Source organism: Tersicoccus phoenicis, assembly GCF_001968835.1.
GTDB lineage: Bacteria > Actinomycetota > Actinomycetes > Actinomycetales > Micrococcaceae > Tersicoccus > Tersicoccus phoenicis.
On sequence record NZ_MRDE01000072.1, the window covers coordinates 144,213 to 169,033 of the forward strand.

Below are 24,821 nucleotides of genomic sequence, written 5' to 3' on the forward strand. Positions count from 1 at the left end.
TGCCCCATGACCGAAGACACCGCCTCGAACGTCACCGAGAACATCGCCGAGACTCCCGGGACCAGGGCGCCGGACACCGCCTCCCGCTCCTTCACCCTGGACACCGTCGCCCACGCCGCCGACACCCCCGACGTCGAGCTGCCCTGGACCGAGCTCGGTCTGAAACGCGACGAGTTCGACCGGATCGGGCAGATCCTGGGCCGCCGGCCCACCGCGGCGGAGCTGGCCATGTACTCGGTGATGTGGTCCGAGCACTGCTCCTACAAGTCCTCGAAGATCCACCTGCGCCAGTTCGGGCAGAAGGTCACCGACGCGATGACGGAGCGCCTGCTCGTCGGTATCGGCGAGAACGCGGGCGTCGTGGACATCGGGGACGGCTGGGCGGTCACGTTCAAGGTGGAGTCGCACAACCACCCGTCGTTCGTCGAGCCCTATCAGGGTGCGGCCACCGGCGTCGGCGGCATCGTCCGGGACATCATCGCGATGGGCGCCCGGCCCGTCGCCGTGATGGACCCGCTGCGCTTCGGCGCCGTCGACCACCCGGACACCGCCCGGCTGGTGCACGGCATCGTCGCGGGCATCGGCGGGTACGGCAACTCCCTCGGCCTGCCCAACATCGGCGGCGAACTCGTCTTCGACCCCGTCTACCAGGGCAACCCGCTGGTCAACGCCCTCGCGGTGGGGGTGCTGCGGCACGAGGACATCCGGCTGGCGAACGCGTCGGGCACCGGCAACAAGGTGGTGCTGTTCGGAGCTCGCACCGGCGGCGACGGCATCGGCGGCGCGTCCGTGCTCGCGTCGGAGTCGTTCGAGGGCTCGGGAAAGCCCGCCAAACGCCCGGCGGTGCAGGTCGGCGACCCGTTCGCCGAGAAGGTGCTGATCGAGTGCTGCCTGCAGTTGTTCGCCGGCGGCGTCGTCGAGGGCATCCAGGACCTCGGCGCCGCCGGCATCTCCTGCGCCACCAGCGAACTCGCGTCCAACGGCGACGGCGGCATGCACGTCGAACTGACCAACGTGCTGCTCCGCGACCCCTCCCTCACCCCGGGGGAGATCCTGATGAGCGAGTCGCAGGAGCGCATGATGGCGGTCGTGACGCCGGAGAACGTCGCCGCGTTCGAGGCGATCATGGGTCGGTGGGCGGTCGAGTACTCCTGGCTCGGCGAGGTCACCGACACCGGCCGGCTCGTCATCGAGTGGGACGGCGAGGTGATCGTCGACGTCGACCCGCGCACGGTGGCGCACGAGGGCCCGGTCTACGACCGGCCGCAGGCCCGGCCGGACTGGCTGGACGGTGTGCAGGCGGACCGGTTCGCCGGGTCGGTCGCGGACACCGATCGGCCCGCCGGGAACGCCCTTGCCGGCGCCGTCCTCGAGCTGATGGCCTCCCCGAACCTGTGCGCGAAGGACTGGGTGACCGACCAGTACGACCGGTACGTGCAGGGCAACACCGCCCTGGCGATGCCCGACGACGCCGGCGTCATCCGCGTCGACGAGGGCACCGGGCTCGGGGTCGCGATCGCCACGGACGCCAACGGCCGGTACGCCTATCTGGACCCGTACGAGGGGGCGCGGCTGGCGCTGGCCGAGTCGTATCGCAACGTGGCCACCACCGGGGCGCGGCCGCTGGCCGTCACCGACTGCCTGAACTTCGGGTCCCCCGAGGACCCGGCCGTGATGTGGCAGTTCGTGCAGGCCGTCACCGGGCTCTCCGACGCGTGCCGCGACCTGGCCGTGCCGGTGACCGGCGGCAACGTCTCCCTGTACAACCAGACCGGCGGCGTCCCGATCCACCCCACACCCGTCGTCGGCGTGCTGGGCGTGTTCGACGACGTGGCCCGGCGCACCCCGTCCGGCTGGCGGGAGGACGGGCAGGCGATCTACCTGCTCGGCACCACCCGCGACGAGCTCGACGGCTCCGCGTGGGCCGGGTTGCGCGGACACCTGGGCGGGCGCCCCCCGTCCGTGGACCTGGCGGCGGAGAAGACCCTGGCCGAGATCCTGATCAACGCCTCCCGCGACGGGATGGTCGACGCCGCGCACGACCTGTCGACCGGTGGCCTCGCCGCCGCGCTGGTCGAGGCGTGCCTGCGGTACGACGTCGGGGCTCGGGTCGGCCTCGATGAGGTGGCCGAACGCGACGGCGTCGACGTCTTCACCCTGCTGTTCTCGGAGTCGCAGGGCCGGGCACTGGTCGCCGTCCCGCGGTCCGAGGAGGTGCGGTTCACCGACATGTGCACGGCTCGCGGCTATCCGGCGATCCGCATCGGCGTCGTCGACGCCGTCGGCGTCGGGACCGACGACGTGCCGGCACCGTCGCTGGACGTACAGGGCCACTTTACGCTGGCGATGGCCCAGCTGCGGGAGGCGTGGTCGGCCACGCTGCCGGCCCACTTCGGCTGAGGAGTGCGCCGGCCCGCTATTGACGACCCGACGTCGAAGGGCGAAGGATCGACGGATGGATGCACGCGATGTCTACCGCACGATCTTCGACGCGATCGCCGCATCGGTGGAACGCACCCTGGACGGCCTGAGCGCCGACCAGCTGAACCAGCGGCCGTTCGGTGAGGCGAATTCGATCTCCTGGCTCGTCTGGCACCTGACCCGGGTGCAGGACGACCACCTGGCCGACGCCTTCGACCACCGCCAGGTCTGGCCGCAGCGCTGGAGCACCGAGCTGGCGCTCGGCCTGCCGGAGACCGACACCGGCTTCGGGCACACCCCCGAGCAGGTGACGCAGGTGCAGGTGACCTCGGCGGACCAGCTGATCGGCTACCACCATGACGTGCACCGACAGACCCTCGTCGATCTGGAGCGCGTGACCGCGGATTCCCTCGATGAGGTGATCGACGAGCGGTGGGATCCGCCCGTCACCCGCGGCGTCCGACTGGCCAGCGTGATCGGCGACTGCTATCAGCATCTCGGTCAGGCCGGCTACGTCCGGGGGCTTCTCCCTCGTCTCTGACCCCACTCCCCTCCCCCGGCGGGAGACGTGTCACCCACCGACCGGAGCCGCGGCCGACGACGTCGATACACTGCCGACGTGGACCTGTCCTTGTTCAACCTCAGTGCCATGCCACTGGGGTGGGCGATTGCGGTGGCCACCGTGGAGCTGGTGATCCGGTTGGTGATGCTCGGCATCGTCCCGAACAAGCGGCGCCCCTCGGTCGCCCTGGGCTGGCTGCTGGCGATCTACCTGATCCCGTTCGTCGGGCTGATCCTGTTCCTGCTGCTCGGAAGCTACAAGCTGCCCCGGGCGCGGCGCGAGAAGCAGGTGGAGATGAACCGGCTGATCCGCGAGAACTCCCCGCCCGCCGCGGTCATCGGCGACGACCGCCCGATGCCGGTGTGGGTGCGCGCCGCGGCCGTGCTGAACGACCGGCTCGGTGCGCTGCCCATGATCGCGGGCAACGACCTGACGCTGCTGGACGGCTACGAGACCGCCTACGCGGCGATGGCGGAGGAGATCCGCCGGGCCGAGCGCTGGGTCCACCTGGAGTTCTACATCGCCGCGGACGATCCGACGACGGCCCCGCTGCTGGACGCGCTGGACGACGCCGTCGCCCGCGGCGTGACGGTCCGCTTCCTGCTCGACCACCTCGGCTCCGCCGGGTACCCCGGTTACTCGACCCTGGTGCGACGGCTCGACCGCTCCGGCGTGCAATGGGCCCGGATGCTGCCGCTGCGGCCGTGGAAGCTCGAGTACACCCGGCCGGACCTGCGCAATCACCGCAAGATCGTCGTCATCGACGGCGACGTCGCGTTCACCGGGTCGCAGAACTGCATCGACCGGTCCTACAACAAGCGGCGCAACCGCCGCCGCGGCCTGCAGTGGGAGGATCTGTGGGTGCGGGGCACCGGTCCCGTGGTGGACGCGCTGAACGCTCTGTTCGTCACCGACTGGTACTCGGAGACGGACGAGCTGCTCATCCACGAGGCGCAGGACGAGCTGCCGGCCGAGGCCTCCGGTGGCCTGATGTGCCAAGTGGTCCCGTCCGGGCCCGGGTTCGAGAACGAGAACAATCTCCGGATGATCAACACGGTGCTGTATCACGCGCTCGATCGGGTGGACATCGTCAGCCCGTACTTCGTGCCGGACGAGTCGTCCATGTCGGCGGTCACCAGCGCGGCCCAGCGCGGTGTGCGGGTCGCCCTGTACGTCAGCGAGATCAGTGACCAGTTCTTCGTCTACCACGCGCAGCGCTCCTACTACGAGGAGTTGATGGAGGCCGGCGTCACCATCTACCGCCACCGGCGACCGACGATCCTGCACACGAAGGCGATCCTGATCGACGACGACGTCGCCGTCGTGGGCTCTTCCAACTTGGACATGCGCTCCTTCGCCCTCAACCTCGAGGTGTCGACCCTCGTGTACGGTCGCGACTTCGTCAGCACCCTCGACGGCGTCCTGGACCGGTACCGTGCCGCCAGCACCGTGCTCGCTCTCGACGACTGGCGCCAGCGCGCGCTCGGGGTGAAGTTCCTCGACAACGTCTGCCGGCTGACCAGCGCCCTGATGTGACTCGTGCGTCTCCCCGCCCACCACCTCGTGCCTCTCCCCGCGTTGACTATTGAATTTCGGGGCTCCAACCTGCGTACAGAGCCCCAGAATTCAATAGTCAACGGGAACGACGACGGCCGTGACCGGGTCGGGGAGAGGCGGGACGCGGGGTCAGCGCCCCCGCTCGCTCGCGACCGCCCGCGCGATCCCCTCAACCGACGTCTCGTCCTGCAGGCTCGTGATGTCCCCCAGGGTGCTCCCCTCCCACAACTGGGTGAGCAGGCGCCGCATGATCTTGCCGGACCGGGTCTTGGGCAGGTCCGGCACGGGGATGAGCACCTTGGGCCGGGCAATCGGGCCGATCACGGTGCCCACGTGCGCCCGCAGGTCCTCGGCGGACACGGACGAACCCGCCCGCAGCACCACGAAGGCGGCGACGGCGTGCCCGGTGAGCGGGTCGCCGACGGGGCAGCAGCCCGCCTCGACGACGTCCGGGTGGGTGACCAGGGCGGACTCGATCTCGATGGTTGAGAGCCGGTGCCCGGAGACGTTGATGACATCGTCGACCCGGCCGAGGATCCAGATGTCCCCGTCCTCGTCGTAGCGGCCGCCGTCGCCGGCGAAGAACCAGCCCCGGTCCGCGTACTGGCGCCAGTAGGAGTCCGCGTAGCGTTGCGGGTCCTTCCACACCGTGCGTGCGATCGACGGCCCGATCGCATCGACGACGACGAATCCCGGCACCCCGGGCGGCGTGCGGACGCCGTCGGCGTCGACCACGGACGCGTTCACCCCCGGCAGGGCGCGGGTCGCGCACCCGGGTTTCGGGCCGCCGGCCTCGGTGTCCTCCCGGTCGAAGGCGGCGTCGTGCGGGCGCGGCGAGAGGATGGTGGCGCCGGTCTCGGACTGCCACCAGGTGTCGATCACCGATGCCGCGCCGCCGCCGATGTGCTGCCGGAACCAGCGCCACGCCTCGGGGTTGATGGCCTCCCCGACGGTGCCGATCAGCCGCACCGAGTCGAGGTTGTAGGTGGCCGGCACCCCGTCCGGGAAGGCGCCCATCAGCGACCGGACCAGGGTGGGCGCCGTGTAGTAGGTGGTGACCCCGTAGCGCTCGATGATCTCGAGGTGCCGGCCGAAGTGCGGCGTGTTCGGGGTGCCCTCGTAGATCACCTGCGTCACGCCGTTGACCAGCGGCCCGTAGATCTCGTAGGTGTGCGCGGTGACCCAGGCCAGGTCCGCGGTGCACCAGTGCACGGTGGCGTCCCGGCGCGCCGGGTCCACGGCGGTGGAGAGTTCGTCCACGCGGCCGGCAACCCCACCGCCTCCGGACGCATCCGGGAGCAGGTCGAACAGCAGGGCGTGCGTGTACGCGGTCTGCACCAGGTACCCGCCCATCGTGTGCACCAAGCCCTTGGGCCGGCCCGTGGTCCCGGAGGTGTACATGAGGAACAGGGGCGACTCGGCGTCGAACGCGGCCGGTTCATGCGTGTCCGGCACGGTGGCCAGCAGCTCGTGCCACCACACGTCCCGACCCTCCGTCCAGGGCACCGCGCTCTCCGCGGTGGACCGGGCCCCGCGGGCGCCGACCGGCACCGCGCCGGGGCGACCACCGGCGGCGCCGGGCTTGGCGGTGCGGCGGACCACGACGACGTGCTCGACGGCGTTCGCGCCACCGCGCGCACCGGCACCGACGGCGGCGTCGGCGTTCCGTTTGACCGGGACGACGGCGCCTCGGCGGTGCTGACCGTCGGACGTGACGAGCACCTTCGCCCCGGTGTCCTCCACCCGGAACCGCAGTGCCTCCGCGGAGAAGCCGCCGAACACCAGCGAGTGCACCGCACCGATCCGGGCGCAGGCCAGGGTGATGATGACGGTCTCCGGGATGACGGGCAGGTAGATGACCACCCGGTCCCCTGCGACGACGCCGAGCGCCTCGAGGGCATTGGCGGCCCGGCTGACCTCCCGCTGCAGGTCAGCGTACGTGTAGGTGAGCCGGTCTCCCGGTTCACCCTCGAAGTGCAGCGCCACGTGGCTGCCCCGGCCGGCCTCGACGTGCCGGTCGACGCAGTTGTACGCCACGTTCAGTTTCCCGCCGGCGAACCACTCGATCACCGGCGGCGCGTAGACGCCGTCGTCGTCGTCCGTGTCCGCCCCGTCCTCCCCGGCGCCGTTCTCTCCCGCGTGGCCGGGACGACGGACCGCCGGCTCGAACCGGTGCGCGGTGTGCCACGGCTGCACCCAGTCCAGCCGCTGCGCCTGCCGCTCCCAGAACGCGACCCGCGCGTCGTCGCCGAGGTGTGCGGGATTGACGACGTCGCCGCGGCGCTCGTCGGCGCTGGTCCATGCGTTCCGCACCCCGTCGTCCATCTCGATCACTCCTCGGTTCATGTCCACCTCCGCTCCGCGGCGCGCTGCGCCAGGCCCAGCACCGCGTCGGTGACCTTGCCGAGGATCGCCAGCAACACGATCGCCAGCAGCAGCCGGTCCGTCCGTCCATTGTTCTGCGAATCGATCAGCAGGAACCCCAGACCCATCGACGAGGCGAGCAACTCGGCGGCGACGAGGAACAGCCATGCCTGGGCCAGCGCGAGCCGCAGTCCGGAGACCACCGCCGGCAGGATGGCCGGCAGCTGCACGGTCAGCAGCAACCGCACACCCCCGTAGCCGAAGGCGCGGCCGGCCTCGACCAGGTGCGGGTCCACATGTCGCAGGGCGAGCGCGACGGTCGTGTAGACGGGGAAGAACGCGCCGATGGCGATCAGCAGCACCTTGGAGTTCTCGCCGATGCCGATCCACAGCAGCAGCAGCGGCACCCACGCCAGCGACGGCACGGCCCGGAACGCGCCGATGGTCGGGCCGAACAGCAGGGCGGAGACCCGGGACAGCCCGACCAGGGCGCCCGCGGCCAGGCCGGCCGCGGCGCCGAGCAGGAACCCGAGCAGCACCCGCTGGGTGGAGATCCAGATGTGGATGCCCAGCTGCCCGCGCTGGACCAGGTCCGCGCCGGCGGCAAGGACGTCCGCGGGCGGGGGCAGCTGGACGGGCGTGAACATCCCGAGCGCGGTGGTCGTCTGCCACAGGGCGAGCAGCAGCAGGGGGACGAGGATGCCGGCCGCCCAGCGCGTACCCCGCGGCACGCGCGACAAGCGCGGCACGCGCGACAAGCGCGGCACCCGCCGGCCACGTGGCACGCGCGAGATTCCCTGGCCACCGATGGTCACCCGGCGATCCTGGATCGCGGCGGTGCCGGTCAGGGTGCCGGGTGCCGCGTCCCTGCGGGCCTGCGGGAGGGAGGAAGTCACTGGGTGACCACCGCGGAGGGATCCGCCTGAGCGACCAGGCCGTCGTCGAGCAGGGCGTTCAGCGCGGTGTCGACCGCTCCGGCGTCCTTGACGTCGCCGGAGTCGACGATGATCTTCCCGACCCGTTCGAGCACCGCGCGCTGCTTCGCCCCCGGGGCCGGGTCGACGCCGAGGTTGGTGCGGGCGATCACCTTGGTGGCCACGGCCTTGTCGATGCCGGCGACGTCGGCGAGGATCGCCGCGGTCTCGGCGGGATTCGTCTTGGCCCAGGCCCGGGCGGCCTCGTAGGTGTTCACCACGGTCTGCGCGATCTCCGGTTCGTTCTTCAGGAAGCTCTCGGTGGCGTTCAGGAAGCCGTAGGTGTTGAAGTCGACGTTGCGGTAGAAGAGCTTCGCGCCGGACTTCTCCGCTGCGGCCATGATGGGGTCCAGCCCCGCCCAGGCCTGCACCGAGCCGCTCTGCAGGGCGGTGCGCCCGTCGGCGTGCTACAGGTTCTGCACGGTGACGTCGCTCGCCTTCAGTCCGTTGGCGGCGAGGGCCTGCAGCAAGAAGAAGTAGGGGTCGGTGCCCTTGGTCGCGGCCACCGACTTGCCCTTCAGGTCGGCCACGGACGTGATGCCCGTCTTCGGCGTGGTGACGAGCGCGGACCACTCGGGCTGGGAGTAGATGTCGATCGCGCGGATCGGCGAGCCGTTCGCCCGGGCCAGCAGCGCAGCGGACCCGGCGGTGGAACCGACGTCGAGCGCGCCGGAGCGCAGTCCCTCGTTGGCCTTGTTCGACCCGGCCGACTGCACCCAGGTGACGGTCACGCCCTGCTTCTTCAACGCCGCCTCGAGCCAGCCCTTCTGCTTGATCACCAGGGAGAGCGGGTTGTAGGTGGCGAAGTCGATGGTCAGGGTCTTGGCGTTGCCCCCACCCCCGGCAGCGGCGTTGGCGGCGGAGGTGCCGGAGCCCTCCCCTGCGCAGCCGGTGAGGGTCAGGGTCGCGGCGGTGACGACGGCGACGGCGGTGAGGGCGGAGCGGACGAGTCGGGCAGGGCGGGCCATGGTGATCCTCCGGTTGGGGGGTGTGGGGTGGGACGGGATGTCTCGGAACATGTCTCGGAACCGGCTGCGCCGGAACCGAGTTGAGCGGGCGAAAGGTGGCGAGCTACCGGACCGAAAAATCGGTGCGGTGAGCCGGACGCCGGTGTGGGGTGGGATGGTGGCGCGGGCGGTCAGTGCGCGGCGACGCCGAGTGCGGCGAACAGCTCCCCGCGGATTCGTGCCAGGTCCGCCGATCCCCGGTTCCGGGGACGGGCGCCGGGCACCGCGTGCACGGAGCGCACGCCCGCGGGCCCGCGGGCCGCAACTTCTCGGTACGTGACGACGCCGTCGGCGGTTCCGGCTCGGTTCGCAGCAGCGGCGTCGGCGGCAGCGTCGGCGTCGGGTCCGAGCAACACGATCCGGTCCGCGAGCTGGAGGGCCTCGTCCACGTCATGGGTGACGAGCAGGATGGTCGCCGGGGAGGCGGCATGCACCGAGAGGAGCAGGTCCTGCATCTTCAGCCGGGTGAGGGCGTCGAGCGCGCCGAACGGTTCGTCCAGGAGCAGCACGTACGGGTCGCGGGCCAGCGCCCGAGCCAGGGAGGCACGCTGCGCCATGCCCCCGGAGACGGCTCGCGGGCGGTACCCGGCGAAGTCGGCCAGGCCGACCAGCTCCAGCAACTCGTCGACGCGCGCGTCCTCGGCGGCGGAACGACGGCGGCGCGTGCGGGGCAGGCCGAGCGCGACGTTCTCCCGGAGGCTGCGCCAGGGCAACAGACGCGGTTCCTGGAAGGCGACGGCGCAGCGCCGGTCCCAGGAGCGGACGGCGGCGTCACCGATGACGATGGAGCCGGTGGTCGGCGCGTCCAGTCCGGCGGCGAGGCGCAACAGGGTCGACTTGCCACAACCGCTGGGGCCGAGCACCGCGATCACCTCACCGGGGGCCACGTGCAGGTCGACGCCGGCGACGACGTCGTGGGGACCGAAGCTGCGGCCGACACCGCGGAAAGTGATCCCCGCGTCGGTGCCGGACCAGAATTCGGGCGAGTCGGCGGGGTCGGCGACCCCGGAGACGGCGGTATGCGCGGGCGAGAACAGACTCACGTCAGATCAACTCCATCGATCCTGGCGGTAGCACCCGCTCCGACGAGTCGGTGGGTTGCTGCGGCGTCACTGAGCCAGATCTCTCGGCCGCTCGGGATGGTATGCGGCCCACTGTAACGGCATCACCGGCCCGTCTGGCAAACACGCTCGCTCGTTCGCGCGCCATGATCTGTCACACTCCTGCTGCTTTCCTCTCCCGCCAGCTCGCGGAGAGTTGCTGCATCCGGCGCCTCACAGGGTCACAGTCCTGTGTGGAGCACACGTCCGCAGGCTGACGCAGTAGGGGTGGCGAGCTGGCCCAGCCGGGGTCGCGAGCCTGGCCGGGCCGGAGAAATGCCGGGAGAATGAGGGGCATGACCCACCGGAACGACCCGGAAACCATGCGTCGCCTGCTCAGCACGCCCGGCCGCTGGGCGGTCGTCGGGCTGAGCGGGAATCCGCATCGGGTTGCCCCAGGCATCGCGGCGATGCTGCGGGACCGGCTCGGAATGGAGATCGTGCCGGTCAACCCGCGCGGCGAGGCGGCGCTCGGCGAACCGGGCCACCGCACGCTCGCGGACGCGACGGCGGCCGGTGGACCGATCGACGTCGTCGACTGTTTCGTCAACTCGACCAACGTCGGCGCCGTCGTGGACCAGGCGATCGAGGCCGGGGCCGGTGCGGTGTGGCTCCAGCTCGGGGTGGTCGACGACGCCGCGGCCGCTCGCGCCACCGCCGCCGGGCTCGACGTCGTGATGGACACCTGCCCCGTGATCGAGGCACCCCGCTTCGGTCTGTGAGCCGCCCCGCCACGGCGGACGTGACGCCGGATGGCGGACCCGGGTTGCCCGGTGGCGCGCGAACAGCGCACAATGGCTGCACCATCCCGAGCGGCCGAGAGATCTGGATCGATGACGCCGCAGCAACCGTGGTCGAAGAACCGCTGACCACACGGTGCTACCGCCAGAAGCGATGGAAGAGAGCGCGCAGCAATCTTGAGCATCGAGCAGGAGCCGCCTGCCCGCATGCGTCCATTGCCGGGAACCCAGCGGTCCGCCCGATGAAGGAACCGTCCAGTGAAGGACCCCCGATGAGCAGCACCGACCCACGGATCGATCTCGCCCGGCCCCTGTCGTTCGCCTACTGGGTCCCCAACGTCTCCGGCGGCCTGGTGGTCTCCACGATCGAGCAACGGACCAGCTGGGACTTCGACTACAACAAGAAGCTGGCCCGGATCGCGGAGGACGCCGGTTTCGAGTACGCGCTGTCGCAGACCCGGTACGCCGCCAGCTACGGGGCCGACAAGCAGCACGAGGCGACGTCGTTCTCCCTCGCCCTGCTGGCCGCCACCGAGAAGCTGAAGGTGATCGCCGCCGTCCACCCCGGCATGTGGCACCCCGGGGTGCTGGCGAAGTACATCATCACGGCCGACCACATCTCGGGCGGCCGGGCCGCCGTGAACATCGTCTCCGGCTGGCTTCGCGCCGAGTTCGACGGGTTCGGCCTGCCGTGGCTGGAGCACGACGAGCGGTACGTGCGCACCGAGGAGTTCATCTCCATCCTGCGCGGGCTGTGGACCGAGCAGGACTTCTCGTTCCACGGGAAGTACTACGACATCAGCGACTTCACGCTCTCCCCCGCCCCGGTGTCCGTGCCCGGGCGTGCCCACCCGGACATCTTCTTCGGCGGCAACTCCACCGCGGCGCGGATCGCCGCCGGCCACGTCGCCGACTGGTACTTCTCCAACGGCAAGGACTTCGAGGGGTTCACCGAGCAGTTCAACGACGTGCACGCCTCCGCCGCGGCGATCGGGCGGACCGCGCCGCGCTTCGGCCTGAACGGGTTCGTCATCGCCCGGGACAGCGAGAAGGAAGCCCGGGACACGTTGCGGGAGATCGTCGAGAAGGCGCACCGGCCCGCCGTCGAGGGCTTCCGCGGCGCCGTCCAGGAGGCGGGCCCGGCCACGAAGGACGGCAAGGGCATGTGGGCCGACTCCTCGTTCGAGGACCTGATCCAGTACAACGACGGCTTCCGCACCCAGCTGATCGGCACCCCGGAGCAGATCGCCGAGCGGATCGTCGCCTACAAGCAGCGGGGCGTGAACCTGCTGCTCACCTGCTACCTGCACTTCCAGGAGGAGGTCGCCGCGTTCGGCCGGGACATCCTGCCGATCGTGCGCGAACTGGAGGCCGACCTGGCCCGCAAGCACGGCGTCGAGCTCGGTGATCCCGAGCTCGCCGCCACGTCGACAGGAGGACACTGACCGATGGCCGATCACCGTTTCGGATTCCGCACCCGCGCGCTGCATGCCGGGGGCACGCCCGACGCCGAGCACGGCGCCCGGGCGGTGCCGATCTACCAGTCGACGTCGTTCGTGTTCCAGGACACGGCCGACGCGGCCAACCTGTTCGCCCTGCAGAAGTACGGGAACATCTACTCGCGGATCGGCAACCCGACGGTCGCCGCGCTGGAGGAGCGGATCGCGTCACTCGAGGGCGGGATCGGTGCCGTCGCCACCTCCTCCGGGATGGCAGCGGAGTTCATCACCTTCGCCGCGCTGACCGGGGCCGGGGACCACATCGTCGCCTCCTCCCAGCTGTACGGCGGCACCATCACCCAGCTCGACGTGACGCTGCGCCGGTTCGGGGTCGAGACGACGTTCGTCCCCGGCACCGACCCGGCCGACTTCGCCGCCGCCGTCCGGCCGGAGACGAAGGCCGTGTACACCGAGGTGGTGGCCAACCCCTCCGGCGAGGTGGCCGATCTGGCCGGGCTCGCCGCGGTGGCGCACGACGCCGGGGTGCCGCTGGTGGTCGACGCGACGCTGTCCACCCCGTACCTGATCCGGCCGATCGAACACGGCGCGGACATCGTCATCCACTCGGCGACCAAGTTCCTCGGCGGCCACGGAACCACCCTCGGCGGTGTCGTCGTCGAGAGCGGCCGGTTCGACTGGGGCAACGGGAAGTTCCCGGCCATGACGGAACCGGTGCCCTCCTACGGCAACGTGTCCTGGTGGGGCAATTTCGGGGAGTACGGGTTCCTGACCAAACTGCGGTCCGAGCAGCTGCGTGACATCGGGCCGTCCCTCTCCGCGCAGTCCGCCTTCGCGCTCCTGCAGGGTGTCGAGACCCTGCCGCAGCGGATGGACGCGCACCTGGCCAACGCCCGGGCCGTCGCCACGTGGCTGGACGACGACGAACGGGTCTCCTACGTCAACTGGGCCGGGCTGTCCTCCCATCCGCACCACGAGCGCGCGGCCCGGTACCTGCCGCTCGGCCCGGGGTCGGTGTTCAGTTTCGGGGTGCGCGGCGGCCGGGCTGCCGGGGAACGATTCATCGAGTCCCTGCAGTTGGCCAGTCACCTGGCCAACGTCGGGGATTCCCGGACGCTGGTGCTGCATCCCGGGTCGACGACGCACCGGCAGCTGAGCACCGAGCAACTCGCCGCGGGCGGGGTGAACGAGGACCTGATCCGGATCTCGGTGGGTCTGGAGGACGTCGAGGACATCCTGTGGGACCTCGACCAGGCCCTGACCGCCGCGCAGGAGACAGCGGCCGAGACCGGTGAACTGGACACCAACGACGACACCTTCGTCACGCCCGAGGTGGCTGGCCCTGCCGACGGCGTGCCGTCCTGCGAGATCGGAGCACGCGCATGAGCACCACGTCCACGGCAGAGCACACGACCCGCACCTGGACCGGTCCGACCGCGGCCGAGCGGTTGGCCATCCTGCGGAACGCGCGGTCCATCGCCATCGTCGGCGCCTCGGACAAGCCCTCCCGCGCCTCTTACTTCGTGGCGACCTACCTGCTGTCCTCCTCCCCGTACCGCGTGTACTTCGTCAACCCGGTGGCGAGTCAGATCCTCGGCCAGCCGGTGTACGCGTCCCTCGCGGACTTGCCGGAGACGCCGGACGTCGTCGACGTGTTCCGCAAGCACGACGACTTGCCCGGCGTCCTTGCCGAGACGATCGACGTCGGGGCGGGCACCATCTGGTTGCAACTGGGCTCGTGGCACGAGGGCGTGGCCGTCGACGCCGAGGCCGCGGGGCTGAACGTCGTCATGGACCGATGCGTGAAGATCGAGCACGCCCGGTTCCACGGCGGCCTGCATCTGGCCGGATTCGACACGGGGGTGATCTCCTCGAAGCGCCAGGTGCGGGCCTGACACCGCCGGAGGCCTGCCCCCCGCTGGGTCGAACGCGTGGGAACCTGGATCCAAGAACCATGCGTCGTCTCCGACCGCAGGCATGCGGATGATGTATCGTTACATCATGCTTCGCACTCAGATCTCCCTGACTGTGGAAGAGCGGCGACTCCTGGACAGGGAGGCTGCGCGCACAGGTCGCTCGATCTCCGCACTGATCCGCGATGCCGTGTCCAGGACCTACGGCCCCGGGGGAGATGTCGACGCTGATTTCCGAGCCATCGATGCCGCGCTCGGCGCCTGGGGTGACCGCGACCTCGACGGCGAAGCGTATGTCGAGCGCTTGCGCTCGGCGAACCGGTTGGAGCAGGCAGTTGCACGATGACGGTCGTCGTCGACACGTCGGTGTTGGTCGATGTGCTCCGAGGAGAGTCGGCCGCGGCTTCCGTTCTCCGCAAGGCGCGTGAGTCCGGCCATCTGCATGCAAGCGAGGTGACCAGACTGGAAGTGCTGGCCGGGATGCGTGCTCGCGAGGAGGATGCGACCCGAGCGCTGTTCGGTGCCTTCGTGTGGCATCCGGTGGACGAGAGGATCGCCGAGATCGCTGGTGAACTCGGACGACGGTGGCTGCCCGGCAATCGCGGCATCGACTCGGCAGACCTCGCCATCGCCGCCACCACCATCGCCCTCGACGCCCGGGTGTTCACTCGCAACATCAAGCACTTCCCGATGTTCGGCGAGCTGTCTGCGCCGTATTGAGGTGTGGATTCCCGGCCATCGAGTCGCTTGTCAGCGACCGATTCACCGGTGGCCGGAAGCGATTTTTCCTCCGCGAATCGGACGGGATGGGACGTGACCAGCTTTCACCCCATAATGAACCCATGCAGATCAGCCCTGGAGAGCTCGAGCCCGCTACCGGTGTGGGCACCGCTCGATTGATTCTCCGTCCGATGACCGCCAGTGACGTGGAGGCCATGCTCGCCGGCGCGCACCCCGCCGAATGGGCCGAGGACTTCCCGCAGCCCATGGACGTGGACACCGCGCGCATGCTCGAGGACGGCGGCGGCGCCTTCGACATCGCCACCTCCTTCGGCCGGCTGGCCATCGTGGAGCGCGGCACCGGCCTGGTGGTCGGAACGATCGGGTTCGAGGGGCCGCCGATCGATCGGGTGGGCGAATTGATCTGCAGCGTCTGCCCGTCGCGGCGCAACCGCGGTTACGCCACCGAAGCCACGACCGCCGTCGTCGACTTCACGTTCTCGTTCCCGCAGATCACGGCCGTGCAGGCCAGCACGACGTGGGACGGTCATGCCGCGCAGCGGGTCCTGGTGAAGTGCGGGTTCACGCCGCTGGACGCGGATCCCGACGCCACGTTCGAACGCGGCTACCGCCGGGAGCGCCCGGCCACCGTCTGATCCCTCTCCGCGGTTACGACCGCGCGGGCGGCGTCGACGTACCGGTCGGTGATGAACCGCTGCAGCCGGCGGCCGATCGGTGCTCCGAGGGTGAACACCGCGGTCGCGGGTCGGCTGAACGCCCGCACCTCGAACTCGACGTCGCCGTCGTCGTAGAGGTGCGCGAGGAACGCCTCCTCGCCCCGCTCGGGGTGGCCGGGCAGCGTGCCGTAGCCGAAGCCCGACGTCGCGACCGGGGTCCGACCCGCGAGCGGGCTGACGACCGTGGCCGGGGCCACCCAGACGACGCGGCAGGGGGCCGTCAGCCCGGCGCACAACAGCCCACGGAGGAAGACCGGGACGCGCGCGACGGCGTCGGCTCCGAGCAGGGTCGCCGCACTGACGGTGCTGCGCACCTGCGCGCCGGGCCGGGCGACGTCGTCGTCGGCGTCGACGCTCAGTCCCGCACCGGAGAGGATCTCCCAGTGGGCGATCGCCGTGCCCAGCCGCTCGAACGCGTGCTCGCCGTGCCCGACGACGCCGCGGCGGTTCGTCCACCGGTATCCCGGCGGCCACCAGCCGGCCGCGGTCCACCCGACCTGATGGTAGGTCAGCCCCCGCGCCACCGCGGCGGGAGGCACGGTCAGTCGCCGTTCGGGGCGGGAACGAGCGTGCGGGACGTCGTCAGGCGCCGGTTGCGCAGCACGGGGAGGAACTCGCGGACCTCGTCGATCCGCCGCCGCGTCACGTCGACCGTCACCAGACCCTGTTCCTCGTCCTCGAGGAAGTCCTGAGGCACGCCCATCGGGTCGATGATCGCCGAGTGGCCGATGGTGTGCCCGCTGGCCGTGCCCGCGGCGGCCACCCAGCAGGTGTTCTCGATGGCCCGCGCCTTCAGCAGCGTCTCCCAGTGGTCGACCTTGTGGTCACCCTTGAACCACGCCGACGGCACCGCGATCAGGTCGGCGCCCTCCTCGGCGAGCACCCGCGCGACCTCGGGGAAGCGCAGGTCGTAGCAGGTCATCACCCCGATGTTCAGGCCACCCAGATTGACGTTCTTGGGGCCGTCGTCGCCCGCGGCGATGCGGCTGGACTCCCGGTACGAGAACGCGTCGTACAGGTGCAGCTTCCGGTAGGTCTCCACCACCCGGCCCTCGGCGTCGACGACGACGAGCGTGTTGTACGGCCGGTGGTCGCTGGAGGGTTCGTATCCACCGGCGATGACGGCGATCTGCAGGTCGCGCGCGAGGAGAGTGAGGTCGCGGACGAAGGTGGACCAGTGCGCGGCGACCGCGGCGGCGAGGTCGCCGTCCACCTTGCCGATGCTGAACATCGACTCCTCGGGGAAGATGACCAACGCGGCGCCGTCGTCGTGGGCCCGCTCGGCCAGCGAGCGCATCACCGCGAGATTGGCGCCCACCGACCCCGACGGGTTGAACTGACCGACGCTGACCAGCATGTGTCCTCCTCCTCCTCGAGCTCGGGGACTGCTCCCACAGTAGAGGATGCCCGTGAGACGCAGCTGCAGGCGAACCCCCGGCGAGCGGCGGCATCCGCGGTGGCGTCGGGCCGACCGGCGGCGCGTCGAGGCTGATGGGGTCAATCATCATCGGGAGGTCGGTATGAGCGATCCGCCATCCGCGGCAGCCGTGTTCGCAGCGGCCGAGAACGGCGTCCGGAACGGCCCAGCAGATCAGGCCGGGTCCTGGTGCAGCAGGGCGACGTCGGACACCAGATCGATGTGCTCGAGCATCATCGCTGCCGCCGCAGCGGGATCCTTGGCCCGGACGGCGTCGGCGATCTTGCGGTGGGAGGCGAGTGACTGCTCCGGCCGGCCGGGCTGTCCCAACGATTCGAGCCGTGTCTCGAGGATCATCCCGGCGATGAAGGTCATGAGCTGGGCCAGTACGCCGGAATGCGCGGCGGCGGTGATGGCCCGGTGGAACAGTTCGTCGCCGTGGGCCCCTTTGCTGCCGGACGCGACCTCTGCCGCCATCACGTCGAGTGCCTCGTCGATCGCCTGCAGGTCTTCGTCGGTGCGGCGTTCGGCGGCAAGCTCGGCCAGCTTGACCTCGAGCGTGCTGCGAGCCTCGACGATCTCGGGAAGCCGGCTGTGGTGCTCACGCAGCCCCCTGAGCACGGAGGGGACGTTGGGGCGGTAGACGAGTACCGCCCCGGTCCCGTGCTGGACGTCGATCACCCCGAGAACTTCCAGGGCGACCAGCGCCTGGGCGAGCGTGGCGCGCGAGACGCCCAGCCGCTCGGCCAGGTCCCGCTCGGCGGGCAGGGTGTCCCCCGGCCCGAGCTCCGCGGACTCGACGTAGTCCATCAGCTGCTCGACGAGCTGTTCATAGAGTCGGGGCCGAGCGACACGGGAGATCTGTTGCGTCGGCGTCTTCCTGGTCACGCGCATCCTTCCCGAGGTCGTCCGGCCAGTTTAGCCGCGGGTCTTGACGAAGTCACCTGGTGTCCAGGAGGCTAAGCCAGTGGATCTGTAATCCACCTCACATCAAATCTCGCCCCGCTCTCACCTCGGAAGAACGATGTCCGCTCCTGTCCTGTCCATCATCGTCCTGGTGGTGATGTTCCTGCTGGCCACGTTCCTACCACTCAACATGGGCGCCCTCGCTTTCGTGGGCGCCTTCCTGCTCGGCTCGGTGGTCCTGGGGATGTCCACCAGCGACATCCTCGCCAACTTCCCCGGCGGCCTGTTCCTGACCATCGTCGGCGTCACCTATCTCTTCGCGATCGCTCAGAACAACGGAACAATCGACCTGCTGGTCCGCGGCGCAGTCCGGATGGTGGGCAGCAAGGTCGCGCTCATCCCCTGGGTCATGTTCGTCATCACGGCAGTCATCACCGCCGTCGGAGCCCTGTCTCCGGCCGCCGTCGCGATCATCGCCCCGATCGCCCTCAGCTCCGCTGCCAAGTACCGGATCAACCCGCTGATGATGGGCATGATGGTGATCCACGGCGCACAGGCCGGCGGCTTCTCGCCCATCTCCGTCTACGGCGTCACGGTCAACGGCATCATCGCCAAGACGGACCTACAAGCCAGCCCGATGGCGATCTTCCTTGCCAGCTTCATCTTCAACCTCGCCATCGCCATGGTGCTCTTCATCGTGCTGGGCGGCAGCAGACTGCTCCTCACCCGGACCGGCCAGCTCGTGGAACAGGCCGCCGAATCCCGCATGGCCGTGAGCGTCGCCTCCCGGGCCGCCGGTGTCACCCTGCAGGGCTCCGGTTCGGACATCTCGGCCGCCGGCGTCGCCCGCAAGGGAACCTCCAGCGTCCCCGCAGCCGATTCGGCTGCCGACTCCCCCGAAGCCGCCGGCTCTCGGGCCACCTTCGCTCAGGTGATCACCATCGCCGGCCTGATCGTCCTCGCCGTCATCTCCCTCGGCTTCAAGGTCGACGTCGGATTCGTCTCCATCACCATCGCCGTCATCCTGGCCCTCGTCTCTCCCGCGGCGCAGAAGGGCGCGGTGAACAAGATCAGCTGGTCCACGGTCCTGCTCATCTGCGGCATGCTCACCTTCGTGGGCGTCCTCGAGGAGGCCGGCACCATCACTTTCGTCTCGGACGGCGTCGCCCAGCTCGGGATGCCGCTGCTGGCGGCCCTACTGATCTGCTACATCGGCGCCATCGTCTCCGCCTTCGCCTCCTCCACCGCCATCCTGGCTGCCCTCATCCCGTTGGCCGTCCCGTTCCTGTCCACCGGTGAGATCGGTGCCGTTGGCGTCATCGCGGCGCTGGCGGTCTCCGCCACCATCGTGGACGTCTCGCCGTTCTCCACCAACGGCGCTCTGGTCCTCGCCAGTGCCCCGGAGAACGTGGACAAGGACCGGTTCTACAAGCAGATCCTGGCCTACAGCGGCATCGTCGTGGTTGCCGGCCCCGCCATCGCTTGGCTGGTCATGGTCCTTCCCGGCTGGATGTAGCCGTCCGGATATCGCCGTTTCCGGGCCTGTACCGGCCGCCCCCTCCGACCAAGAGAAGGAACACCAGCATGAGCCACGAATCCACACCCCAGCCCGAAGGGCCCCTCGCCGGCTACCTCGTGGTGGACTTGAGCCGAGCCCTGGCCGGGCCGCACGCCGGCATGATGCTCGCCGACCTCGGCGCACGCGTCATCAAGATCGAGAACCCCGGCACCGGAGACGACACCCGCGGTTGGGGACCGCCGTTCGTCGGCCCCGACGACGACCCGCAGGCCACCTATTTCTTCTCGTGCAACCGCAACAAGGAGTCCATCGCCCTCGACCTCAAAAGCGACGACGGACGGACGATCCTGCGCGAGCTGCTGGAGCGGGCCGACGTCGTGATCGAGAACTTCCGGCCCGGCGTGCTCGATCGGCTCGGATTCTCCGCCGCTGACATGCACGCGATCAACCCCGCCCTCGTGATCCTGTCCATCACCGGGTTCGGTCACGACGGCCCCGAATCACGGCGCAGCGGCTACGACCAGATCCTCCAGGGCGAGGCCGGGCTGATGTCCCTGACCGGCTCCGGGCCGGACGATCCGCAGCGCGTGGGTGTGCCCATCGCCGACCTGCTCTCCGGCATGTACGGGGCGTTCGGCACGCTCGCGGCGCTGCTGGAGCGCGAACGGACCGGGCAAGGTCAGATCGTGCGGACTTCGCTGCTGGCAGCGTTGGTCGGCGTGCACGCGTTCCAGGGGACACGCGCCACCGTTGCCGGCGAGGTCCCCCAGGCACAGGGCAACCACCACCCCTCCATCGCACCCTACGGCCTGTTCCACTGCCGCGGGGGGAGCGTGCAGATCAGCGTCGGCAGCGAGAAGCTGTGGCGCACATTCGCCATCACGTTCGGCATCGACGCCGACCGCCCGGAGTTCTCGTCCAACGCCGAGCGGGTCCAGAACCGGGACCAGGTCATCGAAGAGGTGGAACGCGTCTTCGCCAACTACGAGGCAGAGCCGCTCCTCGCGCTGTTGAACGAAGCAGGGATCCCCGCCGGCAAGGTCCGCACCCTGGACGAGGTCTACGCATGGGACCAGGTGCACTCCCAAGGCCTGGTGATCGACGTCGACCACCAGGTCCTCGGCAACGTCACCCTTCCGGGCCCGCCACTGCGCTTCTTCAGCACCGCGGACACCGCGGAGACCACGCTGAAGGCTCACACAGCGCCGCCGCTGCTGAACCAGAACGGCGATCAGGTCAGGCAGTGGCTCGGGCTGCTCCCGACGGACGACGACGGCGGCACCTCCGAGTCCGCCGACGCCGACGAGCGAGGCCGTTGAGCATGAGCGCACCCCAGCAACGCCGCCACCTGAACGCCACCGAACTGATCTCCACCGTGCTCGATCCCGAATCCTTCCGATCCTGGGACTCGCCCGTGGCTGATCCCGACCCCAGCCCCGAGTACCGGCAGGAGCTCGCGGCGGCCCGGGAGAAGACCGGCGTGGACGAATCCGTCCTCACCGGGGAGGGCCTGTTCCGCGGCCGGCGGGTGGCCGTCGTCGTCAGCGAGTTCCGGTTCCTGGCCGGCTCGATCGGCCTTGCCGCAGCGGAACGCGTCGTGAACGCCGTCGAACGGGCCACCCGGGAAGGGCTTCCGCTCCTCGCCGGTCCGGCCTCGGGTGGCACGCGCATGCAGGAAGGCACTACCGCATTCCTGTCCATGGTGACCATCACTGCGGCGGTCCGAGCCCACCGGCAGGCCGGCCTGCCGTACCTGGTCTACCTCCGCCACCCCACGACCGGTGGGGTCATGGCCTCCTGGGGTTCGCTCGGGCACATCACCGTCGCCGAGCCCGGCGCCCTCCTCGGATTCCTGGGGCCCCGGGTCTACGAGGCGCTTCACGGAGAACCGTTCCCGGAGAACGTCCAGATGGCCGAGAACCTCTTCGACAAGGGCCTCGTGGACGCTGTGGTGTCGCCGGGGCAGCTGCCCGACATCGTCGACCGCGCCCTGAGCATCCTCGTCGCCGGGCCGCCCCCGCAGGTCAGGCCACCCCGGACGCTGACCGTGGGACCGTCCGACGCCGGAGCCTGGGATTCGATCGCGATCTCCCGGAACCCCCGCCGCCCCGACCTGCGGCAGTTGCTCGCCTACGGGACCCGCGATGCGCTGCCGCTCAATGGCACCGGGCAGGGGGAGAAGGATCTAGGGCTGCTTCTGGCACTGGCCCGCTTCGGCCAGATGTCCTGCGTGGTGCTCGGACACACCCGTCCCCGTCCCTCGCAACAGACCGCCATGGGCCCGGCCTCACTGCGCGAAGCCCGCCGCGGCATGCGGCTGGCCGAGGAACTCGGCCTGCCCCTCGTGACGGTGATCGACACCGGCGGCGCCGCACTGTCCAGGGAGGCCGAGGAAGGCGGGCTTGCCGGCGAGATCGCACGATCCCTCCACGATCTCATCGGCCTGGACTGCCCCACGGTGTCCGTCCTCATGGGCCAGGGCACCGGAGGCGGGGCCCTGGCCCTGTTCCCGGCCGACCGCACCATCGCAGCACAGCACGCCTGGCTGGCCCCGCTACCACCCGAAGGCGCCAGCGCCATCGTGCACCGCAGCACCGAGTTCGCCGCGGACGTGGCCGAGGCTCAGGGCGTCGACGTCGCCTCGCTCCACGCTCACGGAATGGTGGAGCACATCGTGGACGAACGCGGCGGCGCAGCCCTCGAGGGACGGGCCTTCTGCCAGCGGCTGGGCCAGGCCATCGAATACGAACTGGCCCAGCTCTCCTCGTCCGACCTGGCCGAACTCATGCCGCGAAGGCTCGAGAAATACCGCAACGTCGGGGCGCTGATGGGGTCACACCGGGCCTCCCGGTGGATGAACTCGGACCTTGCGCATCGTGAGGCCCGGCAACGAAGGTAGACGGTCCCGGCCGTCGTGGCGTTGCCCCGGACCGGCGTCAGCCGATCAGGTCGTGGACGACGATCGTTTGCTCGCGGTCCGGGCCCACCCCGATCGCGGAGAACCGGGTACCGCTCATCGCTTCGAGCGCCGACACGTAGGCGCGGGCGTTGGCCGGCAGGTCGGCGAGGGACCGGGCACCGGAGATGTCCTCGGTCCAGCCGTCGAAGTACTCGAACACGGGCTTGGCGTGGTGGAACTCGGTCTGCGTCACCGGCATCTCGTCCTGCCGGACCCCGTCGACGTCGTACGCCACGCACACCGGGATCCGGTCGATGCCGGTCAGCACGTCGAGCTTGGTCAGGAAGTAGTCGGTGAAGCCGTTGATGCGGGAGGCCTGCCGGGCCAGCACGGCGTCGTACCAGCCGCAGCGCCGGGGCCGGCCGGTGTTCACGCCGTACTCACCACCGGTCTGCTGCAGGCGGGTGCCCATCTCGTCGAACAGTTCGGTGGGGAACGGTCCGGCGCCGACGCGGGTGGTGTAGGCCTTGATGATGCCGACCACCCGGTCGATCCGGGTCGGCCCGATGCCGGAGCCGACGGACGCCCCACCCGCCGTCGGGTTCGAGGACGTCACGAACGGGTAGGTCCCGTGGTCGACGTCGAGGAACGTCGCCTGGCCGCCCTCCATCAGCACGACCTTGCCGGCGTCGAGCGCGTTGTTCAGCACATGCGTGGTGTCGACCATCATCGGCCCCAGCCGATCGGCGAAGGACCGGAAGTACGCGACGGTCTCCTCGATGTCGACGCTGCGCCGGTTGTACAGCTTGACCAGCAGTTCGTTCTTCTGCCGCAGCGAACCCTCGACCTTCTGCCGCAGGATCGACTCGTCGAACACGTCCTGCACCCGGATGCCGAGCCGGCCGATCTTGTCCATGTACGCGGGCCCGATCCCGCGGCCGGTGGTGCCGATGGCGCGTTTGCCGAGGAACCGTTCGGTGACCTTGTCCATGGTCTGATGGAACGGCGCCACCAGATGCGCGTTGGCGGAGACGAGCAGTCGGGAGGTGTCGGCGCCGCGGGCGGCCAGCCCGTCGATCTCCTCGAACAGTGCCTCGAGGTTGATGACGACGCCGTTGCCGATCACGGGCGTCACGTTCGGGGACAGGATGCCGGCCGGGAGGAGCTTCAGTTCGTACTTCTCGCCGCCGACGACGACGGTATGCCCCGCGTTGTTGCCCCCGTTGGGCTTGACCACGTAGTCGACGCGCCCGCCGAGCAGGTCCACCGCCTTGCCCTTGCCCTCGTCGCCCCACTGGGCCCCGACCACGACGATCGCTGGCATCGGATCACTCCTTCGTTGCGATGCAGTGACGCCGGTGCCGCCCGGCGGCCACATGAGAAAGCCCCTCGTACGCTGCGGGATCCCGCAGCCCGGGGGCGCTTCGCAGCCGAGTCTACCGGAGCGACTCGCGCGTCGAGCTCGTCTGCGTCGCACCCCGTCGCACCCCGTCGCACCCCGTCGCACCCCGTCGCACCCCGTCGCACCCCGTCGCACCCCGTCCACGGTACGTGCCGCACCGGCGACGGGCGCTCTGGGAGTAGCGTGCGGGGATGGCCCACGACGACGACGCTGCGACGGTCACCGGCATCGCCCGGGTCGGCATCTCCGGCTGGCGGTACACGCCGTGGCGGGGCACGTTCTACCCGCCGGGTCTGCGCCAGCGCGACGAGCTGGCGTATGCCTCCCAGCGCCTGGCCAGCGTGGAGATCAACGGCTCCTTCTACTCCCTGCAGCGGCCGAGCAGCTACCGGCAGTGGTACGCGGACACCCCGGACGGGTTCGTGTTCGCGGTCAAGGGCGGCCGCTACATCACCCACCTGCTGCGGCTGCGGAACGTGCACACCGCGCTGGCCAACTTCTTCGCCTCCGGAGTGCTCGCCCTGGCGGACAAGCTCGGGCCGGTGCTGTGGCAACTGCCCGAACGCGCCGCCTACGACGGTGCGCTGCTCGACGAGTTCCTCGCCCGACTGCCCGCCACCACGGCTGAGGCCGCCCGGCTCGCCGCCGACCGGGACGAGCGGATGACCGACGAGCGGACGTGGTTCGACGTCGACGGCGACCGGCCGTTGCGGCACGCCCTGGAGATCCGGCACCCCAGTTACGACACCCCGGTTTTCACCGAGCAGCTGCGCCGGCACGGGGTCGCGCTGGTGGTCGCCGACACCGCCGGGCGCTGGCCGGATCTGCGGCACGTGACCGCGGATTTCGTCTACGTCCGGCTGCACGGCGCCGAGGAGCTGTACACCTCCGGTTACACCGAGGCCGAGCTGGACCGGTGGGCGGCGACGGTGAACGGCTGGCTCACCGGGACCGGCTGTCCCGACGGCGCCGGCCGGGACGTGTACGTCTACTTCGACAATGACGTCAAGGTCCGTGCTCCCGTGGACGTGATGGGCCTGGCGCGCCGACTGGGCGCCGGGCCCGTGCTCCCCGGCGCACTCGTCGCCGAGTAGCGTGGGCGACGAACCACTCCGGAACGTGAGAA

21 protein-coding genes, 1 pseudogene and 2 riboswitches are annotated in these 24,821 nt (G+C 70.2%); of the genes and pseudogenes, 14 read left to right on the top strand and 8 right to left on the bottom strand.

Features of this window, described 5'->3' with window-relative positions; translation table 11 throughout:
- Positions 1-6: 6 nt before the first annotated feature.
- From purL to cls, 3 genes are all read left to right on the top strand, one after another.
- Positions 7-2,400, top strand: a complete 2,394-nt coding sequence (gene purL, locus BKD30_RS11800; RefSeq protein ID WP_083956388.1) for a phosphoribosylformylglycinamidine synthase subunit PurL — start codon at positions 7-9, stop codon at positions 2,398-2,400.
- Positions 2,401-2,455: 55 nt separating this feature from the next.
- Entirely contained in the window at positions 2,456-2,962 is a 507-nt protein-coding gene (locus BKD30_RS11805; protein ID WP_076704833.1) for a mycothiol transferase, read from the top strand.
- Positions 2,963-3,040: 78 nt separating this feature from the next.
- The gene (gene cls, locus BKD30_RS11810; protein ID WP_235861657.1) at positions 3,041-4,519 is read left to right on the top strand and encodes a cardiolipin synthase; all 1,479 of its coding nucleotides are present in this window, start codon (positions 3,041-3,043) and stop codon (positions 4,517-4,519) included.
- Between the two features lie 150 nt (positions 4,520-4,669).
- On the opposite strand, the gene BKD30_RS11815 is transcribed toward cls, so the two are convergent.
- From BKD30_RS11815 to BKD30_RS11830, 4 genes and pseudogenes are all read right to left on the bottom strand, one after another.
- Entirely contained in the window at positions 4,670-6,865 is a 2,196-nt protein-coding gene (locus BKD30_RS11815; protein WP_076704977.1) for an AMP-binding protein, read from the bottom strand.
- A 17-nt stretch (positions 6,866-6,882) separates the two neighbouring features.
- Positions 6,883-7,662, bottom strand: a complete 780-nt coding sequence (locus BKD30_RS11820; protein WP_235861672.1) for an ABC transporter permease — start codon at positions 7,660-7,662, stop codon at positions 6,883-6,885.
- A 134-nt stretch (positions 7,663-7,796) separates the two neighbouring features.
- Positions 7,797-8,846 (bottom strand): annotated as a pseudogene (locus tag BKD30_RS11825) (aliphatic sulfonate ABC transporter substrate-binding protein).
- Between the two features lie 170 nt (positions 8,847-9,016).
- Complete coding sequence (locus BKD30_RS11830; RefSeq protein ID WP_083956390.1) at positions 9,017-9,928, bottom strand: ABC transporter ATP-binding protein; 912 nt, start codon at positions 9,926-9,928, stop codon at positions 9,017-9,019.
- Positions 9,929-9,937: 9 nt separating this feature from the next.
- Positions 9,938-10,031: riboswitch (SAM riboswitch) on the bottom strand.
- Positions 10,032-10,281: 250 nt separating this feature from the next.
- Here BKD30_RS11830 and BKD30_RS11835 point away from each other — a divergent pair.
- From BKD30_RS11835 to BKD30_RS11865, 7 genes are all read left to right on the top strand, one after another.
- On the top strand, positions 10,282-10,707 hold the full coding sequence (locus tag BKD30_RS11835) for a CoA-binding protein (protein ID WP_076704834.1): 426 nt from the start codon (positions 10,282-10,284) through the stop codon (positions 10,705-10,707).
- A 78-nt stretch (positions 10,708-10,785) separates the two neighbouring features.
- Positions 10,786-10,886: riboswitch (SAM riboswitch) on the top strand.
- A gap of 111 nt (positions 10,887-10,997) precedes the next feature.
- Positions 10,998-12,170 (top strand): dimethylsulfone monooxygenase SfnG, encoded by a 1,173-nt coding sequence (sfnG, locus tag BKD30_RS11840; protein WP_143588181.1) that lies wholly within the window; start codon positions 10,998-11,000, stop codon positions 12,168-12,170.
- 3 nt (positions 12,171-12,173) lie between these two features.
- The gene (locus BKD30_RS11845; RefSeq protein ID WP_083956392.1) at positions 12,174-13,568 is read left to right on the top strand and encodes an O-acetylhomoserine aminocarboxypropyltransferase/cysteine synthase family protein; all 1,395 of its coding nucleotides are present in this window, start codon (positions 12,174-12,176) and stop codon (positions 13,566-13,568) included.
- On the top strand, positions 13,565-14,077 hold the full coding sequence (locus BKD30_RS11850; RefSeq protein ID WP_076704836.1) for a CoA-binding protein: 513 nt from the start codon (positions 13,565-13,567) through the stop codon (positions 14,075-14,077). The genes BKD30_RS11845 and BKD30_RS11850 overlap by 4 nt, the downstream gene beginning before the upstream one ends.
- 106 nt (positions 14,078-14,183) lie before the next feature.
- Positions 14,184-14,441: a ribbon-helix-helix domain-containing protein gene (locus BKD30_RS11855; RefSeq protein WP_076704983.1), complete on the top strand. Its 258-nt coding sequence runs from the start codon at positions 14,184-14,186 to the stop codon at positions 14,439-14,441.
- Entirely contained in the window at positions 14,438-14,815 is a 378-nt protein-coding gene (locus BKD30_RS11860) for a type II toxin-antitoxin system VapC family toxin (protein ID WP_076704837.1), read from the top strand. The genes BKD30_RS11855 and BKD30_RS11860 overlap by 4 nt, the downstream gene beginning before the upstream one ends.
- A 122-nt stretch (positions 14,816-14,937) precedes the next feature.
- Positions 14,938-15,471, top strand: a complete 534-nt coding sequence (locus BKD30_RS11865; protein WP_076704838.1) for a GNAT family N-acetyltransferase — start codon at positions 14,938-14,940, stop codon at positions 15,469-15,471.
- On the opposite strand, the gene BKD30_RS11870 is transcribed toward BKD30_RS11865, so the two are convergent.
- The 3 genes from BKD30_RS11870 to BKD30_RS11880 form a co-directional block, all read right to left on the bottom strand.
- Entirely contained in the window at positions 15,441-16,091 is a 651-nt protein-coding gene (locus BKD30_RS11870; RefSeq protein WP_159440577.1) for a DUF1990 family protein, read from the bottom strand. The two genes, BKD30_RS11865 and BKD30_RS11870, sit on opposite strands and share 31 nt — an antisense overlap.
- A 2-nt stretch (positions 16,092-16,093) precedes the next feature.
- Positions 16,094-16,909 (bottom strand): carbon-nitrogen hydrolase family protein, encoded by an 816-nt coding sequence (locus BKD30_RS11875; protein ID WP_076704840.1) that lies wholly within the window; start codon positions 16,907-16,909, stop codon positions 16,094-16,096.
- 234 nt (positions 16,910-17,143) lie between these two features.
- Positions 17,144-17,857, bottom strand: a complete 714-nt coding sequence (locus BKD30_RS11880) for a FadR/GntR family transcriptional regulator (RefSeq protein WP_408033379.1) — start codon at positions 17,855-17,857, stop codon at positions 17,144-17,146.
- 136 nt (positions 17,858-17,993) lie between these two features.
- On the opposite strand from BKD30_RS11880, the gene BKD30_RS11885 reads away from it, so the two are divergent.
- The 3 genes from BKD30_RS11885 (at position 17,994) to BKD30_RS11895 (ending at position 22,293) form a co-directional block, all read left to right on the top strand.
- A complete protein-coding gene (locus BKD30_RS11885; protein ID WP_076704844.1) occupies positions 17,994-19,391 on the top strand; it encodes an SLC13 family permease in 1,398 nt (465 codons plus the stop codon).
- Positions 19,392-19,459: 68 nt separating this feature from the next.
- Entirely contained in the window at positions 19,460-20,713 is a 1,254-nt protein-coding gene (locus tag BKD30_RS11890; RefSeq protein ID WP_076704846.1) for a CaiB/BaiF CoA transferase family protein, read from the top strand.
- 2 nt (positions 20,714-20,715) lie between these two features.
- Positions 20,716-22,293, top strand: coding sequence for a carboxyl transferase domain-containing protein (locus BKD30_RS11895; RefSeq protein WP_083956396.1), 1,578 nt, complete (start codon positions 20,716-20,718; stop codon positions 22,291-22,293).
- 37 nt (positions 22,294-22,330) lie between these two features.
- Here BKD30_RS11895 and BKD30_RS11900 read toward each other — a convergent pair whose 3' ends face one another.
- Positions 22,331-23,617, bottom strand: coding sequence for an adenylosuccinate synthase (locus tag BKD30_RS11900; protein ID WP_076704848.1), 1,287 nt, complete (start codon positions 23,615-23,617; stop codon positions 22,331-22,333).
- Between the two features lie 269 nt (positions 23,618-23,886).
- Here BKD30_RS11900 and BKD30_RS11905 point away from each other — a divergent pair, with 269 nt between their 5' ends.
- Complete coding sequence (locus BKD30_RS11905; protein ID WP_076704850.1) at positions 23,887-24,789, top strand: DUF72 domain-containing protein; 903 nt, start codon at positions 23,887-23,889, stop codon at positions 24,787-24,789.
- Positions 24,790-24,821: the final 32 nt, after the last annotated feature.

Bases quoted from the DNA above. Each gene is read 5' to 3' on its own strand.
- purL (WP_083956388.1), top strand. From the start codon at position 7: ATGACCGAAGACACCGCCTCGAACGTCACCGAGAACATCGCCGAGACT.
- BKD30_RS11805 (WP_076704833.1), top strand. From the start codon at position 2,456: ATGGATGCACGCGATGTCTACCGCACGATCTTCGACGCGATCGCCGCA.
- BKD30_RS11815 (WP_076704977.1), bottom strand. From the start codon at position 6,865: ATGGACGACGGGGTGCGGAACGCATGGACCAGCGCCGACGAGCGCCGC.
- BKD30_RS11835 (WP_076704834.1), top strand. From the start codon at position 10,282: ATGACCCACCGGAACGACCCGGAAACCATGCGTCGCCTGCTCAGCACG.
- sfnG (WP_143588181.1), top strand. From the start codon at position 10,998: ATGAGCAGCACCGACCCACGGATCGATCTCGCCCGGCCCCTGTCGTTC.
- BKD30_RS11845 (WP_083956392.1), top strand. From the start codon at position 12,174: ATGGCCGATCACCGTTTCGGATTCCGCACCCGCGCGCTGCATGCCGGG.
- BKD30_RS11850 (WP_076704836.1), top strand. From the start codon at position 13,565: ATGAGCACCACGTCCACGGCAGAGCACACGACCCGCACCTGGACCGGT.
- BKD30_RS11855 (WP_076704983.1), top strand. From the start codon at position 14,184: ATGCTTCGCACTCAGATCTCCCTGACTGTGGAAGAGCGGCGACTCCTG.
- BKD30_RS11860 (WP_076704837.1), top strand. From the start codon at position 14,438: ATGACGGTCGTCGTCGACACGTCGGTGTTGGTCGATGTGCTCCGAGGA.
- BKD30_RS11865 (WP_076704838.1), top strand. From the start codon at position 14,938: ATGCAGATCAGCCCTGGAGAGCTCGAGCCCGCTACCGGTGTGGGCACC.
- BKD30_RS11875 (WP_076704840.1), bottom strand. From the start codon at position 16,909: ATGCTGGTCAGCGTCGGTCAGTTCAACCCGTCGGGGTCGGTGGGCGCC.
- BKD30_RS11885 (WP_076704844.1), top strand. From the start codon at position 17,994: ATGTCCGCTCCTGTCCTGTCCATCATCGTCCTGGTGGTGATGTTCCTG.
- BKD30_RS11890 (WP_076704846.1), top strand. From the start codon at position 19,460: ATGAGCCACGAATCCACACCCCAGCCCGAAGGGCCCCTCGCCGGCTAC.
- BKD30_RS11895 (WP_083956396.1), top strand. From the start codon at position 20,716: ATGAGCGCACCCCAGCAACGCCGCCACCTGAACGCCACCGAACTGATC.
- BKD30_RS11900 (WP_076704848.1), bottom strand. From the start codon at position 23,617: ATGCCAGCGATCGTCGTGGTCGGGGCCCAGTGGGGCGACGAGGGCAAG.
- BKD30_RS11905 (WP_076704850.1), top strand. From the start codon at position 23,887: ATGGCCCACGACGACGACGCTGCGACGGTCACCGGCATCGCCCGGGTC.